This is a genomic window from Methylopila jiangsuensis, assembly GCF_027922305.1.
Classification (GTDB): Bacteria; Pseudomonadota; Alphaproteobacteria; order Rhizobiales; family Methylopilaceae; genus Methylopila; species Methylopila jiangsuensis.
Map to the genome: position 1 here is coordinate 305,478 of NZ_BSFK01000016.1, position 17,262 is coordinate 322,739.

Genomic DNA, 17,262 nt, shown 5'->3' on the forward strand with positions numbered 1-17,262 from the left:
GGACGTTATCGGTTTTATAGGCCCGACAACGGATAAAGGACCGGCAGAACCCATGCGTCGCGTCATCGCCGCCGCCCTCGCCGCGCTCGTCTCCACGAGCGCGGCTTTCGCCGTCGACATCGAGACCGCGACCGGTCCCGTGTCCATCGCCGCGACGCCCAAGCGCGTCGCGGCCTACGACATCGCCTCCATCGACACGCTGGAGCGGCTCGGCGTGCAGCCGGTCGGAACGCCGGTCAACCTCTACACCTCGGCGCTCGACGCCGTCGCGAAGAAGGCGAAGCCGGTGGGCACGGTGTTCGAGCCCGATCTCGAGGCGCTGAACGCGCTGGAGCCCGACCTCGTCATCGTCGGCGGCCGCTCGTCGCCGAAGAAGCCGCTGGTGGAGAAGGTCGCGCCCGCGATCGACATGAGCCTGTCCGGAACCGATCTGATCGGCGGCGTGCGCGCCCGGGTCGCGGCGTTCGGGACGCTGTTCGGCAAGGAGGCGGAGGCCAAGGCCGCAACCGCCGAGCTGGACGCGGCGCTCGCCGCCGCCCGCAAGGCCGCCGAGGGCAAGGGCGCGGCGCTGATCATCATGACCAACGGGCCGAAGATCTCCGCCTTCGGCTCCGGCTCCCGCTTCGGCTGGGTGCATCAGGCGCTCGGCATGCCGACCACGCTGAAGGAGATGCAGAACGCGCCCCATGGCGAGGCGGTGTCGTTCGAGTTCATCGCCAAGGCCGATCCGGACTGGCTGATCGTGCTGGACCGCGCCGCCGCCATCGGCTCCAACGAGCAGAACGCCAGGGCGACCCTCGACAACGAGATCGTGGCCGGGACCAAGGCGTGGAAGAACGGCCATGTGATCTACGTGCCGCCGGCGGACTTCTACGTCGCCTCGGGCGGCGTGCAGGCGACCACGCGCGTGCTGACCGCGCTCGCCAAGGCGCTGTCCGCCGCCGAATGACGGCTCTCGCCGCGCCCCGCCTCTCGCGTCCCGGCCTCGCCGCCGGGGCGGCGCTGGTTCTGCTCGCCACGCTCAGCCTGCTGGTGGGCGTCATCGACGTGTCGCCGGCGCGGCTGATGCGCGACCCTGAGGCGTGGGAGCTGATCTTCGCCAGCCGCCTGCCGCGCACCCTCGCGGCCATCCTCGCCGGCGCGGGGCTCGGGGTGGCGGGGCTGGTGATGCAGGCGCTGTCGCGCAACCGCTTCGTGGAGTCCACCACCGCCGGCACCGACCAGAGCGCCGCGGCGGGCGTGCTGCTGATGACGATCCTGTTCCCGGCCGCGGCCCTGCCGGTGAAGACGCTGGGCGCCGCCGCCGCCGCTCTCGCTGGCACCTCGGTGTTTCTGGCCATCGCCCAGCGGCTGCCGCCGAGCCAGCCCTATCTGGTGCCGCTGTTCGGCCTGATCTACGGCTCGGTCATCGGCTCCGCGGCGCTGTTCGTGGCGTGGCAGACGGATCTGGTGCAGTATTTCGCGGTCTGGACCCGGGGCGAGTTCTCCGGCGTGCTGCGCGGGCGCTATGAGCTGCTGTGGATCAGCGCCGTCATGGTGGGCGTGGCCTGGTGGGCGGCGGACCGGCTCACCATCCTGTCGCTCGGCCGCGACGTCAGCACCGGGCTCGGGCTCGACTACGCCGCCATGATGCGGCTCGGGCTCGTCATCGTCTCGGTGATCTCGGCGTTGACGGTTGTGGTGGTGGGCGCGGTGCCCTTCGTCGGGCTGGTGGCGCCCAACCTCGTCACCCGCCTGATCGGCGACGACCTGCGCCACGCCGCGCCCTGGACCGCCTTCGTAGGCGCTAGCCTCACGCTCGTCTGCGACCTCATCGGCCGGGTGATCCGCTTCCCGTACGAGATTCCGGTCGGGGTGGTGATGGGCGTGGTGGGCGCCCTGCTGTTCCTGTGGCTGCTGTTCGGACGCCGCGCCCGTGGCTGAGCGGCGCGCGCTCTGGGTCTGCGGCGGCCTCGCTCTGCTGGCGCTCGCCGCGGCGGCGGCCTTCCTCGCTCTGAACATCCGCGGCAACGTCTGGTTCGCGCTGGAGCTGCGCGCCACCCGGCTCGCCGCGCTGGTGGTGGTCGGCGTCGCGGTGGCGGTCTCGACGGTGGTGTTCCAGACGGTCACCGGCAACCGCATCCTCACCCCCACCATCATGGGCCTCGACGCGCTTTACGCGCTCATCCAGTCGCTGCTGGTGCTGACCCTCGGCGCGCTCGGCTATGCGGGGCTCGATCCGCGGCTGAAGTTCATCGGCGAGACCGCGCTGCTGTCGGCGCTGGCGCTCGCGCTGTTCCTGCCCATGCTGCGGGCGCGGCTCGACATGACGCTGATGCTGCTGGCGGGCGTCGTCACCGGCCTGCTGCTGCGCAGCCTTCAGGCGCTGGTGGAGCGGGTGCTCGACCCGAACGACTTCGCGGTGGCGAGCGCGGCGGGCTTCGCCAGCTTCAATCTGGTCCATCCGGAGCTGCTCGCGGTCGGCGGCCTCGTCACGGCGGCGGGCTGCGCGCTCGCCTGGCGGGCGCGGCATGCGCTCGACGTGGCGGCGCTCGGGGCCGATCCCGCCGTCTCGCTCGGCATCGACTGGCGGCGCCTGGTGGCGGGCCTCCTGATGCTGGTCGCGGTGCTGGTCGCGGTCTCGACCGCGCTGGTCGGTCCGGTGGTGTTCCTAGGGCTGCTGGTGGTGGCGCTCGCCGAGCGGCTGGTGGGAACCCGCCGCCATTCCGCGCTGCTGCCGGCGGCCGCCCTGCTCGCCGTGGTGGTGCTGGTCGGGGGTCAGGCGCTGCTCCAGCATGGGCTCGGCGGCGCCTCCGTGCTCGCCGTGGTCGTGGAGTTCGTCGGCGGCCTCGTCTTCCTCACGCTGCTGATCGCGGAAAGCCGCCGCCGATGATCCTCGTCGAGAACGTCTCCCACGCCCATGGGCCGAACCGCGTGCTGCACGACGTCTCGCTCGCCATTCCGCGCGGCGGCGTCACGGCGCTGATCGGCCCCAACGGCGCCGGCAAGTCGACGCTGCTGTCGCTGATCGGCCGGCTGCTGCCGCTGCAGGCGGGGCGCATCCACGTGGACGGCCTGCCGGTGGACGCCACCCCCGGCCGGGAGCTCGCTAAGCGCCTCGCCATCCTGCGGCAGGACGGGGCGGTGGCGAGCCGGCTCCGGGTGCGGGAGCTGGTGGGCTTCGGCCGCTTCCCCCACAGCCGCGGACGGTTGACGGCGGAGGACCGCGCCCATGTGGAGCGGGCGCTCGCCGCCTTCGACGTTATGGGGCTGGCGGATCGCTTCGTGGACACGCTGTCGGGCGGCCAGCGCCAGCGGGCGCTGATCGCCATGGCCTTCGCCCAGGACACGCCCGTCCTGCTGCTGGACGAGCCGCTGAACAACCTCGACATGCTGCATGCCCGCGAACTGATGCGCCGGCTGCGCGCGTCCGCCGACGCTGAAGCGAAGACCATCGTGGCGGTGCTGCACGACATCAACCACGCCGCGGCCTACGCCGACCGGATCATCGCTCTCCGGGAGGGGAGGGTGGTCGCCGACGGCGCCCCCTGCGACCTCCTGACGCCGGAAACGCTGAGCGTCGTGTTCGGCCAGCCCTTGCGGGTCGAGCGGATCGACGGGACGCCGGTGGTGCTGCACCACCTCTGATTCCAATGGTCGACCAGAGCCGCGCATCAGGCACAGGCGGTGGATCCGCGGCTTCATACGATCGTTGTTTAGAACAATACAAATTCCGATCTGCAGCGGCTTCATTGACTTGTTGAGTTAAATTCTGTTCCTGTCCGCAGTCGAACGAAAGCAATTTCGAAACATTCCAATGCGTTACGCCAAAGCCAGACAAGACGTCGCGCTGAACGGGGCCTCGGACTCCGTGGTCGCGCGCGCTGACGCCTCCGGTCGCGACGGCGTCTGGTCGGGCGAACTGGCGCGGATTTATCTTGATGAGCGCGCCCGCCTGCGCCGTCTGGTGCGCCGCATCACCGGCTGCGCCGAGGCCGCCGAGGACGTGGTGCAGGACGCGTTCGTGAAACTGAGCGGCCGCGACGTCGGCCGCGCGGATCTCGGCCTCGTGGTGCGCACGGCGCAGAATCTTGCGCGCGACGCCATGCGCGCCGAGCGGGTGCGCGCGGCCTACGCCGAGCGCGTCACCCCCGAGCAGGCGGTCGCCGGCGCGGTCGGCCCCGAGGCGGAGACCGCCGGCCGGCAGGAGCTCGCCGACCTACTCGCCGCGCTGAAATCGCTGCCGTCCCGCACCCAGACCGTGTTCCTGATGAGCCGGGTGGACGAGATGAGCTATCCGCAGATCGCGCGGACGCTCGGCGTCTCGGTCTCCACCGTGGAGAAGGAGATGATCTCGGCGCTCGAGTTCTGCCGGGCCTGGCGTCGCCGTCGCGGCTAAATTTTTTGAGGGACGCGCTTTGTAGAAACGTTCCGATATAGTTCGGAGCGTTTCGGGGAAGCGAACTGGCGGCATGGCGTATCACGAGGACGACGGCGATCCGGCCGAAAAGGCCGAGCGCGAGGCGACGGCCTGGTTCGTCCGGCTCAACGATCCAATGGCGAGCGATCAGGACCGGCGCGCCTTTCAGCGCTGGCTCGAGGCCGACCCCGCGCATGCGCGGGCGATGGCGGCGACGCGCGACCTCTGGGACGATCTGGCCGCGCCGGCGCGGACGCTGAGCGCGAGCCGCGCCCGGCCGGCGACCGCCGCTCGCCCCTCGCCGCGACCGGCTCTCGGACTTGGCGGCTGGCTGCGCCGCGCCGGGCTCGCCGGGGCCGTCATGGCGTCTCTGGCCGCCGTGGCGGTCTGGCGCGACGTGGGGTTGATCGACCGCGCCTTCGCCGACTACGCCACCCGGCCGGGCGAGCGCGTCTCCACTCTGCTTGAGGACGGCACCCGGCTGCAGCTCGACGGCGACACCGCGATCCGCACACGCTTCACCGCCGCCGCCCGCGATGTGGTGGTGCTGCGCGGCCGGGTCTGGTTCGAGGTGGCGCCCGATCCGTCCCGACCCTTCACGGCCCATGCGGGCGATCTCGACGCGCGGGCGATCGGCACCGCCTTCGAGGTGGACGTGGCGGCCGGCAGCGTCGCGGTCGGTCATGGCGTCGTGCTCGCCGCGGCCCATGGCGGAGCCCAGACGCCGGTGCGGCTCGCGCCCGGCGAGCGGGTCGAGATCGGGCCCGACGGCCGGCTGGGCGCCGCGGAGGCTGCGGATCCGTCCACTTTGTTCGCATGGCGTCGCGGCCTGCTGGTGCTGGACGCCGCCCCGCTCCGGCTGGTGGCGGACGAGCTTGGACGCATGACCGCCGGCCGTGTGGTGTTCGCAGGCCCCGGCATCGCCGAGATGCGGCTGTCGGGCACGTTCAGCGCCGACGAGCCCGAGGCGGTGCTCGCCGCCATGCGCTCGGCGCTGGGCCTGAAGACGGCGATCGCCCCCGGTTTCGCGACCGTCATCTACCGCTGAGATTTTTTACGGGGTTCGCCGCGCCCGCTCGTTCATACAGATGGCCGTGTCGCGTATGACGGGGAATGTGGGCCACCGATGAACCAGACGACGAGGGCTGCGCTGCTCGCATGCTGCGTGTCGACGGCCGTCGTCGCCGCGCCGGTCCTCGCGGAGGCTCAAGGGGCGTCCGCCGGAAGCTCCGCGACCTACGTCCTCGACATCCCCTCGAAACCGCTCTTGTCCGCGCTGGCGGATTTCACCCGCGCCACCGGCGTGCAGGTGGTGCGGCAGGGGGCTGAGCGCCTCCGGGTCCACAGCCGCGCGGTCACGGGTCGGATGTCGGCGGAGGACGCTCTGGCCCGGATGCTGGAGGGCTCGGGCTATGTTCCCACGTTCACCGACCCGCGCACCGCGGTGCTGAGCGCTCCGGGCGAGGCCGCCCGGAGCGAACCCGCCCTCGACGGCGCCATCGCGCTGGACGAGATCGCCGTCACCGGCGAGCACGGCCCGGCGGTCTCCGCCGCTGCGCCCGGCGCCTTCACGGTGACGCCGGCGGACATCGCGCGCAAGAACCCGCGGACTCTGGGCGACCTGTTCGCCGGCGAGCCGGGGGTGCAGGTGGGCTCGTCCATCCCGCTGTCGCAGAAGGTCTATGTGCGGGGCGTGGAGGAAACCAACGTCGCGGTCACGATCGACGGGGCCGCCCAGAACAACAAGGTGTTCCACCACAACGCCACCACCTATGTGGATCCCAGCCTTCTGAAGCAGGCGCGGGTCGATCCGGGCGTGGCGCCCGCCGACGCCGGCTTTGGCGCGCTTGCGGGGGCGATCGCCTACGAGACCAAGGACGTGGCGGATGTGCTCGGCCACGACGCCGACGGCCATGGCGGGGCCTCGAAAACCACGTTCAACTCCAACGGCGCGGTGTTCGGACAGTCCGTCACCGCCTTCGGCAAACGGCAGGGCTTCGAGGCGCTCGGCTCCTTCAACTGGGCCAGGGGCGGCGACTACCGCAACGGGCGCGGCGACCGGGTGCGCGGCACGGAGACGGACCTCGTCAGCGGCCTCGCCAAGCTCGGCTACGAAAGCGGCGAAGGCCACCGGTTCGAACTGAGCCACGACCATGTCTATGACGACGCCATCCGCCCGTTTCGCGCCAACGCCGGCAGGGTGACCCGACCCCTGCCCGAGGGCGAGACTCCGGAACCCGACGTGCGCGACTACCGCTACCAGCGCCAGAACACGGTTCTGAACTACAGCCGGACGGCGCCGGACGGCTTGCTGGACCCCAGGCTCGTGCTCGCCTACAGCGCCGCCAAGGTGAAGGTGCCGACCTATGTGCGCGTCAAAGGCGTGGGCTTCGTCTACGACCGCGACAGCGCGGGCCTCACCAGCACCCTGAACGGCAAGGCGGAGAACGCCTTCGCGCTGCCGCTCGGCTCGGTCACCGCCGGCGTGAGCTTCCGCCACGACGTGGCGACGCTCCGGGACCGGCAGGACGCGTCCAACGAGCGAATGACCAATCTTGGCGCCTACGCCCAGGCGCGGCTGGAGCCCGTGGAGCGGGTCCGGCTCAGTTTCGGCGCCCGCCTTGACCACCAGCGGTTCGAGGGCGTGAACGACAGTCGCGGCGCGGACATCAGCCATTCCGGCGTCAGCGGCAACGTTTCAGGCGAATACGACCTGATCCGGGACCTGCTGACGGCGAAGGCCGGCTACTCCCACGTCTGGGGCGGCGTGACGCTGGCCGAGAACTTCATCATGAATCCCGCGTGGGTCTATGACGGACCGGGCGGCCGGCTGAGGGCCACGGTTTCGGACAATGTTTCGGCCGGTCTGACGCTGCGGCGCGGGGGCTTCACCCTCGACGGTTCGGTGTTCCGGACCCGCATCGACAACGCCCGCAACGCCAAGTTCGCGCTGGACTATCAGAGCCCCTATGGCGGCCCGACGGTTCCGGGCGCCGTCTGGGCGCCCGACGTTGAGACCCGCGGCTTCGAACTCGGCGCGGGCTATGCGTGGGAGAGCGGCTTCGTGCGGGTCCGCTACGCCCATATCGACCTGACGCTGAACGGGCGCCCGGGCGACACGGACACCGGCAACTACATCGCGACCCCGGTCGGCGGCGTGTTCACCGTCTCGGCGGCCCACACCTTCGCGGACTGGAGCGTCACCATCGGCGGCGACGTGGAGATCACGCCCAGGTATCGGCGCACGGCGGTCAATCCCGCCACCTTCACCGACCCTGAGGGGCCGAGCCGGTACCGCGCCTATCCGGCCTACCAGATCGTCAACGCCTTCATCGAGCGCAAGCTGACGCTGCCCTACGAGACCACGCTCCGGCTCGACGTGCGGAACATCTTCGACGAGACCTACGCCCGCCGCGCCTCCTACGGCAGCGAGTTTCCCAACGTCACGCCGCTGTACGAGCCCGGCCGGTCGTTTCTGGCGACCGCGCAGGTCAAATTCTGACGGATGCTGTCCTGTCTTGCATCTGTGCAAGGTCCGGGCGCTTGCGCGGGGCCCGTTTCCGGCGGACTGCTCAACGTCCCCCCGCTCGAAGGAGAACGCCATGACCGTCACCGCCTCCGCCCGCACGCCGACCGTGAACGCCGCGCGCTATCTGGCGCAACTCTGCAGCCACTGGAGCCACAAGCTCACCGTGGAGAAGGACGGCGATCAGGCCCGGATCGTGCTGCTGAACGACGCCGTGGTGAGGCTCGCGGCCTCTCCGGACGCGCTCGACATCGTCATCGACGCCGGCTCGCCGGACGATCTGGAGGCGGCGAAGGACGTGGTGGTCCGCCACGTGGACCGCTTCGGCTTCCGCGAGGCGCCGCTGTCCTATCCGTGGCGATGAACCGTCCCGCACGCGTCGCGCCCGGGCGGAGCGCGACGCGGCGTCGTCAGCCATGAGGGAAGACCGAATGTCCCCTCGCGGAGCGGTCAGAGCCCTTCGAACAGCGCCGTGGACAGGTAGCGCTCGGCGAAGCTCGGGATGATGATGACGATGTTCTTGCCGGCGGCCTCGGGCCGGGCGGCGATCTCGAGCGCCGCGGCGATGGCGGCGCCGGAGGAGATGCCCACCGGCACGCCCTCGATCCGCGCCACGAGACGGGCGGTTTCGAACGCGGTCTGGTTGCCTACCGTCACCACCTCGTCGATCACGGCCCGATCGAGAATGCCGGGCACGAAGCCGGCGCCGATGCCCTGAATCTTGTGCGGGCCGGGCTGGCCGCCGGAGAGCACCGGGGAATCCTCCGGCTCCACCGCCACGATGCGCACGGACGGGTTGCGCTGCTTCAGCACCGAGCCGACGCCGGTGATGGTGCCGCCGGTGCCGACGCCGGAGATGAAATAATCCACCGCGCCGTCGGTGTCGGTCCAGATCTCCTCCGCGGTGGTCTCGCGATGGATCTGCGGGTTGGCGGGGTTCTCGAACTGCTGCGGAATGATCGCGTTCGGGATCTCCTTCACCAGCTCCTGCGCCTTGGCGACGGCGCCCTTCATGCCTTTCGGACCTTCGGTCAGCACCAGCTCCGCGCCCAGCAGCGCCAGCATCTTGCGGCGCTCGATCGACATGGTCTCGGGCATGACCAGGATCAGGCGGTAGCCGCGGGCGGCGGCGGTGAAGGCCAGCGCGATGCCGGTGTTGCCGGAGGTGGGCTCGATCAGCACGCTGTCGGGCTTCAGCACGCCGTCGCGCTCCAGCGCGTCGATCATGGCGACGCCGATGCGGTCCTTGACGCTGGCGATCGGGTTGAAGAACTCGAGCTTGGCGAGAAGGTTGGCCTTCACGCCCTTGTGCTTGGCCAGCCGGTCCAGACGGACCAGCGGGGTGTCGCCGACGGTTTCGGTGACGCTGTCATAGATGCGGCCGCGGCCGGGGGCGCGCGCGGCCGTTTCTTCGGGTTTCAGAGCGGGCTGGGACATGGCGGTGGCGTCTCCTCAGAGGCCGGGGTCGTCTTCGCCGTCATATGTGGCGGGAGGCCCGGCGCCGTTCGTTTCCCGGTCACGCTAGCAAAGCCACATAAGAATGTCGATAAAGCGAATATTACACTATATTAAATTGTAAAATCATAGACGGGACGGTTGTCGCCGAAGACGTGGCGGCGCTCCGCCTCCTGGCACAGATCCTCGACGCTGATCTCGTCCAGCTTGTCCAAAAAGCTCTCCGAGGCCGAACGGATCATCGGCTTGACCACCGAGGTCACCAGCCGGGAGCTGTCGTCCTCGGCGCCGTCGCCGTCGATCGGGTCCACGTCGTCGGCCTCGCCCATGGCGGCGCGGATGATGTCGGCGATGGTGATGCGGCGGCGCTCGCGCGCCAGCTCGTAGCCGCCGCGGGGCCCGCGCACGCCCTTGAGGATGCCGGAGCGCACCAGCACCTGCAGCAGGGTCTCCAGATGCCGGGGGGGCAGGCCGTGCCGCGCCGCGAGCGTCTTGGCGGCGATCGGCGTCGGCCGGGCGTGATACGCGATGTCGACGACGGCGGCGACGGCGAGAAGGCTGCGGCGCGGCAGCAGGTTCATAGGGGGTGTGCCTCCGGCGTCATCGTCCAGTCGAACCGAAGCCTCCGTCGCCGCGCGACGTGGCGTCCAGCGTCTCAGCCTCCACGAGCGTGGCGCGCGCCACCGCAGCCATCACCAGCTGGGCGATCCGCGCGCCGCGCGTCACGGTGAACGTCTCCTGCCCGAAATTCACGAGCAGCACCTTCAGTTCGCCGCGATAGTCCGCGTCGATGGTCCCGGGCGCGTTGAGCACCGTCACGCCGTGCCGGAGCGCCAACCCCGACCGCGGCCTGACCTGGGCCTCGAAGCCCATGGGGAACTGGAGCGCAAGCCCGGTCGGGACAAGGGCGCGCGCGCCCGGCGCGATGGGAATCGGCGCATCGTCCGGCACCGCGGCGGCGAGATCGAGCCCCGCCGCGGCCTCCGTCTCATAGCGGGGGAGGGGGAGGCCCTCCGCATGGGGCAGGCGATGGATGCGCAGTTCGATCATGCGGACGTTCCCCCCAGCAGCGCGGCGAAGCGGGCGACCAGAGCCTCGGCCACCGCCTGCTTGCTCATGGCGTCCCAGCGCTCCACCTCCTCGGCGCTCACCAGCGCCACCGTGTTGCGGTCGCCGCCCATGACGCCGCTGTCCGGCGACACGTCGTTGGCGACGATCAGGTCGCAACCCTTGCGGGCGAGCTTGGAGCGGGCGTGCTCGATCACGTTTTCGGTCTCGGCGGCGAAGCCGACCACGAGAGGCGGGCGCCCCTCCGCCCGGCGGGCGACGCCGGCCAGGATGTCCGGGTTCTCCACCAGCGTGAGCGTGGGCGGGCCGCCGGCGCCCTTCTTGATCTTCTGGGCGGAATCCGCCTCCACCCGCCAGTCGGCCACCGCCGCGGCGAAGATGGCGAGGTCGGCCGGCAGCGCGGCGTCCACCGCCGCCTGCATCTCCCGCGCGCTCTCCACCTTGACCACGCGCACGCCGGCGGGATCGGGGATCGAAACCGGGCCGGACACCAGCGTCACTTCGGCGCCGGCGGCGGCCGCGGCGGCGGCGAGGGCGTGGCCCTGCCGGCCGGACGAGCGGTTGGCGAGCACCCGCACCGGGTCGATGGGCTCATGGGTCGGGCCGGAGGTCACGAGCACGCGCCGGCCCTTCAGCGGCTGCGGCCGGTCGCGGTTCAGCGCCGCTTCCACCGCGGCGACGATGGCGAGCGGCTCGCTCATGCGGCCGAGCCCGCTCTCGCCCCGCTCCGCCATCAGCCCGGTCTCCGGCCCCACGAAGGCGACGCCCTGGCCTCTTAGCCAGTCCACGTTGCGCCGGGTCGCGGGGTGCGCCCACATGGTCGGGTTCATGGCGGGCGCGGCGAGGACCGGCGCGGTGGTGGCGAGCAGGGCGGTGGAGGCGAGGTCGTTGGCGAGCCCCGCCGCCATCTTGGCCAGAAGGTCCGCGGTGGCGGGCGCGATCACCACCAGATCGGCGTCGCGGGCGAGGCGGATGTGGCCCACGTCCTGCTCGGCGGTGAGGTCGAACAGGTCCTGGAACACCGGCTCCGCGGTGAGCGTCCCCACCGACAGCGGCGTCACGAACTCCGCCGCCGCCGGCGTGAGGATGGCGCGCACGGAATGGCCGCGCTCCTTCAGCCGCCGGATCAGGTCCAGCGCCTTGTAGGCGGCGACGCCGCCGCCGATGACGAGCAGGATGCGGGACTGGGTCATGGACGCGGGCTGTCCTGTCGGTGCGGGAGAGCGGTTCGCGGGCGCGGGAGCATGACAGGCGCGCCGTTATGCGAACAGATAGGCCGCAAGCAGAAGCGCGATCGCCCACAGCGCGAGGTCGCCGCGCCGCGAACGGCGCGTCGTCGCCCGCTCGATCGCCCGCACGCTTTCGGGCGCGAGCGGCGCGCCGCGGCGGGCGGCGTCCTCCATGTCGGTCGCGAGGCGCTCCACCCGCAGCAGAAGGTCCGGCGCGCGGGCGAGGCCGCGCAGCAGGTCGCGCGCGTTGCCCGACGCCTCCTCCACGAACCCCACCGGCCCCAGATTGCGCTCCAGCCACTCCCGCACCACGGGGGCGGCGGTGGCCCACATGTCGAGCCGGGGGTCGAGCGAGCGCGCCACGCCCTCCACCACCACCATGGTCTTCTGCAGCATCAGGAGCTCGGGCCGGGTCTGCATCTGGAACAGCTCGGTGATCTCGAACAGCAGCGTCAGCAGCTTGGCCATGGAGATCTGGTCGGCGGTGCGGGAGTGGATCGGCTCGCCGATGGCCCTGAGCGCGCGGGCGAACTCGTCCAGCGACTGGTCCGAGGGCACATAGCCCGCCTCGAAATGCACCTCCGCGATGCGGCGGTAGTCGCGCACGATGAAGCCGTGCAGGATCTCCGCCAGGAAGCGGCGCTCCTTCTTGCCGAGCCGGCCGGTGATGCCGAAATCCACCGCGATCAGCGTGCCGGCCCGGTCCACGAACAGGTTTCCGGGGTGCATGTCGGCGTGGAAGAAGCCGTCGCGCATGGCGTGGCGCAGGAAGGTCTGCATCACATGGCGGCCGAGCGCCGGCAGATCGAGGCCGGCGGCGATCAGCGCCTCCCGGTCGGAGAGCTTCACCCCGTCGATCCACTCCATGGTCAGCGCGCCGCGGGCGGTGCGCTCCCAGTCCACCGCCGGCACCCGGAAGGCGGGATCGGCGGCGGTGTTCTCCGCGATCTCGGACAAAGCGGCGGCTTCGAGCCGCAGGTCCATCTCCATGGCGACCGAGCGGGCGAGCGTCTCCACCACCGTGACCGGCTTCAGCCGCCGGGTCTTCGGGACAAGGCGCTCGATCAGCCGGGCGCTGGCGTAGAAGGCCTTGAGGTCGCGGGCGAAGCGGCGCGGCACGCCGGGCCTGAGCACCTTCACCGCCACCCGGCGCTCGCCCAGCGCGTCGCGCACCACCGCCGGATGCACCTGCGCGATCGAGGCCGCGGCGACCGGCTCGCCGAAGCTGACGAACAGCTCCGAAACCGGCGCGCCCAGCGCCTCCGCCACCGCCGCTTCCGCGATCTCCCGCGGGAACGGGTCCACATTGTCCTGCAGCCGTTCGAGATCGCGCGCGGTGCGCACCCCCACCACGTCCGGCCGGGTGGCGAGGAACTGGCCGAGCTTGACGTAGGACGGCCCGAGCCGCTGCAGCGCGCGGGCGAGGCCCACCCCGCCGTCGGCCGCGCCGCGCTTCTCGATCAGCCGGCCGAGGCGGAGCAGGGTGCGGATCGCCGGCGGCAGGTCGATGGGGTCGGCGAGCCGGAGCGCGCCCTCGCGCGCCATGACGAAGCCAGCCCGGATCAGGCGGGCGAAATTGGCGGGCGCGCTCAGCATGGGCGGGGGACCGTCCCGCTCAAATCCGGAAGCCCATGTGCAGCGCCGCGACGCCGCCGGTGTAGGGCGTGGCGCTGACCTGGTCGAAGCCGGCCTCGCGCATCATGTCGGCGAAGGTCTCGGCGTCGGGGAAGCGGCGGATCGATTCCACCAGATACTGGTAGGGCTCGGCGTCGCCGGCCACCAGCCTGCCGATCTGCGGGATCACGCCGAAGGAGAAGGCGTCGTAGACCTTGTCGAGGCCCGGCACGTCCACCTTGGAGAACTCCAGCACCAGCGCCCGGCCGCCCGGCTTCAGCACGCGGCGCATCTCCTTCAGCGCCAGCGGGATGCGCGGCACGTTGCGGATGCCGAAGGCGATGGTGACGGCGTCGAACGCGCCGCTCTCGAACGGCAGCTCCTCGGCGTTGCCCTGCACGAACTCGATCCGGTCGTCGAGCTTCAGGTCGCGGGCGCGGGCCCGGCCCACGTCCAGCATGGCGCCGTTGATATCGAACACGGTGACGCCCACGCCCGGCCCGCCGCGCTTCAGCGCCCGGAAGGCGATGTCGCCGGTGCCGCCGGCCACGTCCAGAAGCCTGAAGCTCCGCGGGCCGCGGGGCAGGCCGAGCGCCGTCACCATGGCGGACTTCCACGCCCGGTGCAGGCCGCCGGACATGAGGTCGTTCATCAGGTCGTAGCGGGAGGCCACCTTGTGGAACACGTCGTCCACCAGCCCCTGCTTGCGCGACAGCGGCACTTCGGAATAGCCGAAGTGAGTGGCGTCGGTCTCGGCGTCGGGGCGGGTCATGGGCGGTCCTGCTGCGGGGGCGGCGCGCGCCCTGAACGGGGCGGAACCTAGCGCGGGCCGTCTCCGGGCGCTAGACAGGCGGCCCCTGTCCGACGAGGCGCCCGCGCATGCCCGAACTGCCCGAAGTGGAGACGGTGCGCCGGGGCCTCGCGCCCGCCATGGAAGGCCGCCGCATCCTGAGCGTCGAGGCCCGGCGGCCGGACCTGCGCTTCCCGTTCCCGGAGCGCTTCGCCGAGCGGCTCGCGGGGCGGACCATCGCCGCGCTCGGGCGGCGCGCCAAATATCTGCTGGCCGATCTGGACGACGGCGAGACGCTGGTGATGCATCTCGGCATGTCCGGCTCGTTCCGGGTGGAGAGGGACGAAGGCGCCGCCGCCGCGCCGGGCGCGTTCCATCATCCCCGCTCCAAGGCCGCGGCGCACGACCACGTGGCCTTCCGGCTCGAAGGCGGCGCCGTGGTCACCTACAACGACCCCCGCCGCTTCGGCTTCATGGCGCTGATCCCCCGCGCGGGGCTGGAGGCGCATCCGCTGTTCCGCCATGTGGGGCTGGAGCCGCTCGGAAACGCGCTCGACGGCGCGCGGCTGAAGGCGCTGTTCGGGACCAAGAAGACCAGCCTCAAGGCCGCGCTGCTGGACCAGCGGCTGATCGCAGGCCTCGGCAACATCTATGTGTGCGAGGCGCTGCACCGCGCCGGCCTGTCGCCGCTGCGCGCGGCGGGCGCGCTGACCGCGGCCGAGGCGGAGCGGCTCGCCGCCGACATCCGCACGGTGCTCGGGGAGGCGATCGCGAGCGGCGGCTCCACGTTGCGGGACTTCTCCCACGCCGACGGCGCGCTGGGCTACTTCCAGCACGCCTTCCGGGTCTACGACCGGGAGGGCCAGCCCTGCCCCACGCCCGGCTGCGGCGGGGTGGTGGAGCGCGTGGTCCAGACCGGCCGCTCCACCTTCTTCTGCGCCCGCTGCCAGCGCTGACGGGCCCTCCGGACCGTCAGGAGCGATTTCAGCCGCGGTCCTGCCGCGCGGCTTCCGCCTCCACCCGGCGGTAGAGATCGAGCCGCCGCTCCAGCGACAGCGGGATGGTGGACTGGATCAGGCAGGACACCTGCTCCGGACGCACCGCGGCCACGAAGGCGTCCTCGTCGGCCGCGTCCGCGAACCCTTCCGTCCAGCGGGAATGGCACAGCGAGCGGTCGTCGGCGTAGAGGCCGGCGGCGTCGAGCCCGGTCACCTTGTCCGCATGGACGCCGTAGAGCACGTATTCCGCGAAATGCGGCGTGCGCGCCAGCGCCACGTCCCAGCGCTTGCCCGTGACCTGCTCGATCCGCGCGATCATGGCGAGAAGCGAGGAGCGCCGCCACACCACCAGCGCGTCGATGTACTCCGCGTCGTAGAAGTCGCTCGCCGGCAGGCCAAGCAGCCGGCCGGCGGCGGCGTGCCACAGCCGGTGGCCGGGCGTGTCCGTGGGCTTCGGATCGCGGTAGAGCCGGACCCTGTCGCCGCGGATGATCCGCTCCGGCCCGAACGGGCGGATGAAGGCGTTGTCGCTGTCCACATGCACCACGATGTCGGTGGCGGCCGACGCGGTGGCGGCGATCTTGATCATCTGCTGCGCGATCCAGCCGCGCACCGGCAGGCTGTAGGGCGTGAGATAGACGTTGCGGCGCGGCAGGCCGAGGCGCGCGCGCCAGCGCGGCGACGGCATGGGCGCCCGGAAGAACCCGCGCGGCAGATAGTCGTCCTCGGACGCCACCCGGCGGCGCGGCCCGGCCAGGGGCGCGAACAGCGGCAGGTCGCGGGTCGGCACGATCAGCCAGTGCTCGATCTCGGGCGCCACGAAGCGGTCCACGCTGGCGCACAGCGCCCGGCAGGCCTCGAAATCGCCCTTGAACGAGCAGGTGGAAAGGCGCGCGGTGAGCGGCGCTCCGCCGGTCGCCGCCGTCATGTGGCCCAGTCCATGGGGGCGATCGGCGCGAAGGTGGAGCGCACGACGGCGGGACGCGCGAAGCGCTCCGGGTGCTGCAGCATCTCGGTCACCTCCGTCACATGCACGGCGAAGTCCTCGTCCAGCCGGCAGCGGCGGCCGTCGCGGACGGCCTCGGCCAGTTCGGCCACGCCGCGGGCGAAATCCATGGTCGGCCGGCCGCGTCCCCGACGCAGCGCGATCTTGCGCAGCGGCGGCAGGGTGGAGGCCGCGAAGCCGGCGCCGAAGCGGCGCTCCAGCATGCGCCCGAGCCGGCCCTGCTGCGACTTCCGCAGCCGGACGGGCGAAGCGTAATCCCACGGCTCCTTCATCTCCAGCGTCCCGTCCTCGCCGATGATCCGCATGCGGTGATCATAGGGCGCGACGATGGAGTTGGTGATCCGCGCCACGACGCCGCCGTCGAACTCCAGGCAGCCGACGGAGAAATCCGGCGCCGGGTGAGGCAGCGGCGGCTCCGTGCGCTTGTCGGGGATCAGCAGCGACGAGAACGAGGTCACCCGCCGCACCGGGCCGAACATGGCGGCGAACACGGTGATGGCGTAGCCGGCGTGCTCGAAGGTGCAGCCGGTCTCGAACTCGTTGCGCGCCGGCCAGGGCCGCCCGCTGACGCTGAGCCAGCTCTTGTAGTCGGTGCGGTGGATCATGCCGTCGTCGAGCTCGGCGTAGGCGAGCGCCACCCGGCCCACGTCGCCGCGCCGCACCGCGGCCCAGGCGGTCTGGGCGCTTTCCCCCAGCACGTTGCAGGGGGCGGTGGAGAGCCGCACGCCCGCGGCCCGCGCGGCGTCGCGCATGCGCTCCGCCTCGGCGGTGGTCATGCCGAGCGGCTTTTCGGAATAGACGTGCTTGCCGGCGGCGATGGCCTGCGCCGTCACCTCGGCGTGGCTCTCGGGCGTGGTGAGGTTGACGACGATCGCGACCTCGCGGTCCGACAGCGCCTCGTCCAGCGCGCGGTAGGCCCGGTCGCTCCAGTAGCGGGAATAGACCCCGAGCCGCTCGGCGTCCCGGTCCCACACGCCCACGAGCCGCAGACCGGGATGGAGCGGAAAGCACTGGCGGTAGTAGTCGGCCACGTAACCGCAGCCGACCACCGCGATCCCCGTCGCGGGGCCTGTCGACATGGAATCGCCCTCAAGGACATGACGCTCGCGCGGCAGTCTTGACGGCGGAACCTTGCGGAAGGGCTAAAAGCCCTGATGGAGCTCGCAGGAGCGCGCCA

The 17,262-nt window shown here is 71.6% G+C and carries 17 protein-coding genes; 9 read left to right on the forward strand and 8 right to left on the reverse strand.

The window, feature by feature from the left end; translation table 11 throughout:
- Positions 1-52: 52 nt before the first annotated feature.
- The 8 genes from PKE85_RS14285 to PKE85_RS14320 all read left to right on the forward strand — a co-directional run bounded on the left by PKE85_RS14285 (position 53) and on the right by PKE85_RS14320 (position 8,289).
- Positions 53-949, forward strand: coding sequence for a siderophore ABC transporter substrate-binding protein (locus tag PKE85_RS14285; protein ID WP_271205437.1), 897 nt, complete (start codon positions 53-55; stop codon positions 947-949).
- On the forward strand, positions 946-1,923 hold the full coding sequence (locus PKE85_RS14290) for an ABC transporter permease (RefSeq protein ID WP_271205438.1): 978 nt from the start codon (positions 946-948) through the stop codon (positions 1,921-1,923). Before PKE85_RS14285 ends, PKE85_RS14290 begins: the two co-directional genes overlap by 4 nt.
- The gene (locus PKE85_RS14295; protein ID WP_271205439.1) at positions 1,916-2,872 is read left to right on the forward strand and encodes an iron chelate uptake ABC transporter family permease subunit; all 957 of its coding nucleotides are present in this window, start codon (positions 1,916-1,918) and stop codon (positions 2,870-2,872) included. Before PKE85_RS14290 ends, PKE85_RS14295 begins: the two co-directional genes overlap by 8 nt.
- Positions 2,869-3,627 carry an iron ABC transporter ATP-binding protein gene (locus tag PKE85_RS14300; protein ID WP_271205440.1) on the forward strand — a complete coding sequence of 253 codons (759 nt, stop codon included), beginning with the start codon at positions 2,869-2,871 and terminating at the stop codon, positions 3,625-3,627. Before PKE85_RS14295 ends, PKE85_RS14300 begins: the two co-directional genes overlap by 4 nt.
- A 223-nt stretch (positions 3,628-3,850) precedes the next feature.
- Complete coding sequence (locus PKE85_RS14305; RefSeq protein WP_271205441.1) at positions 3,851-4,378, forward strand: RNA polymerase sigma factor; 528 nt, start codon at positions 3,851-3,853, stop codon at positions 4,376-4,378.
- Between the two features lie 73 nt (positions 4,379-4,451).
- Complete coding sequence (locus PKE85_RS14310) at positions 4,452-5,447, forward strand: FecR family protein (RefSeq protein ID WP_271205442.1); 996 nt, start codon at positions 4,452-4,454, stop codon at positions 5,445-5,447.
- A gap of 78 nt (positions 5,448-5,525) precedes the next feature.
- A complete protein-coding gene (locus tag PKE85_RS14315; RefSeq protein ID WP_271205443.1) occupies positions 5,526-7,901 on the forward strand; it encodes a TonB-dependent receptor in 2,376 nt (791 codons plus the stop codon).
- A gap of 100 nt (positions 7,902-8,001) precedes the next feature.
- Entirely contained in the window at positions 8,002-8,289 is a 288-nt protein-coding gene (locus tag PKE85_RS14320) for a DUF2218 domain-containing protein (RefSeq protein ID WP_271205444.1), read from the forward strand.
- Between the two features lie 86 nt (positions 8,290-8,375).
- Here the strand turns inward: PKE85_RS14320 and cysK are convergent, their stop codons facing one another.
- The 6 genes from cysK to ubiE form a co-directional block, all read right to left on the reverse strand.
- Positions 8,376-9,362, reverse strand: coding sequence for a cysteine synthase A (gene cysK / locus PKE85_RS14325; protein ID WP_271205445.1), 987 nt, complete (start codon positions 9,360-9,362; stop codon positions 8,376-8,378).
- A gap of 131 nt (positions 9,363-9,493) precedes the next feature.
- Complete coding sequence (locus PKE85_RS14330) at positions 9,494-9,961, reverse strand: RrF2 family transcriptional regulator (protein ID WP_271205446.1); 468 nt, start codon at positions 9,959-9,961, stop codon at positions 9,494-9,496.
- A gap of 19 nt (positions 9,962-9,980) precedes the next feature.
- Positions 9,981-10,430, reverse strand: a complete 450-nt coding sequence (gene dut, locus PKE85_RS14335) for a dUTP diphosphatase (RefSeq protein ID WP_271205447.1) — start codon at positions 10,428-10,430, stop codon at positions 9,981-9,983.
- Entirely contained in the window at positions 10,427-11,641 is a 1,215-nt protein-coding gene (gene coaBC / locus PKE85_RS14340; protein ID WP_271205448.1) for a bifunctional phosphopantothenoylcysteine decarboxylase/phosphopantothenate--cysteine ligase CoaBC, read from the reverse strand. Before coaBC ends, dut begins: the two co-directional genes overlap by 4 nt.
- Positions 11,642-11,707: 66 nt before the next feature.
- Entirely contained in the window at positions 11,708-13,273 is a 1,566-nt protein-coding gene (gene ubiB, locus PKE85_RS14345) for a 2-polyprenylphenol 6-hydroxylase (protein WP_271205449.1), read from the reverse strand.
- 19 nt (positions 13,274-13,292) lie between these two features.
- A complete protein-coding gene (ubiE, locus tag PKE85_RS14350) occupies positions 13,293-14,063 on the reverse strand; it encodes a bifunctional demethylmenaquinone methyltransferase/2-methoxy-6-polyprenyl-1,4-benzoquinol methylase UbiE (RefSeq protein ID WP_271205450.1) in 771 nt (256 codons plus the stop codon).
- 107 nt (positions 14,064-14,170) lie between these two features.
- On the opposite strand from ubiE, the gene mutM reads away from it, so the two are divergent.
- Positions 14,171-15,037: a bifunctional DNA-formamidopyrimidine glycosylase/DNA-(apurinic or apyrimidinic site) lyase gene (gene mutM / locus PKE85_RS14355; RefSeq protein WP_271205451.1), complete on the forward strand. Its 867-nt coding sequence runs from the start codon at positions 14,171-14,173 to the stop codon at positions 15,035-15,037.
- A 28-nt stretch (positions 15,038-15,065) separates the two neighbouring features.
- On the opposite strand, the gene PKE85_RS14360 is transcribed toward mutM, so the two are convergent.
- Together PKE85_RS14360 and PKE85_RS14365 are read right to left on the reverse strand one after the other, a co-directional pair.
- Positions 15,066-16,007, reverse strand: coding sequence for a DUF6492 family protein (locus tag PKE85_RS14360; RefSeq protein ID WP_271205452.1), 942 nt, complete (start codon positions 16,005-16,007; stop codon positions 15,066-15,068).
- Complete coding sequence (locus PKE85_RS14365) at positions 16,004-17,164, reverse strand: Gfo/Idh/MocA family protein (protein WP_271205453.1); 1,161 nt, start codon at positions 17,162-17,164, stop codon at positions 16,004-16,006. Before PKE85_RS14365 ends, PKE85_RS14360 begins: the two co-directional genes overlap by 4 nt.
- Between the last annotated feature and the right edge of the window lie 98 nt (positions 17,165-17,262).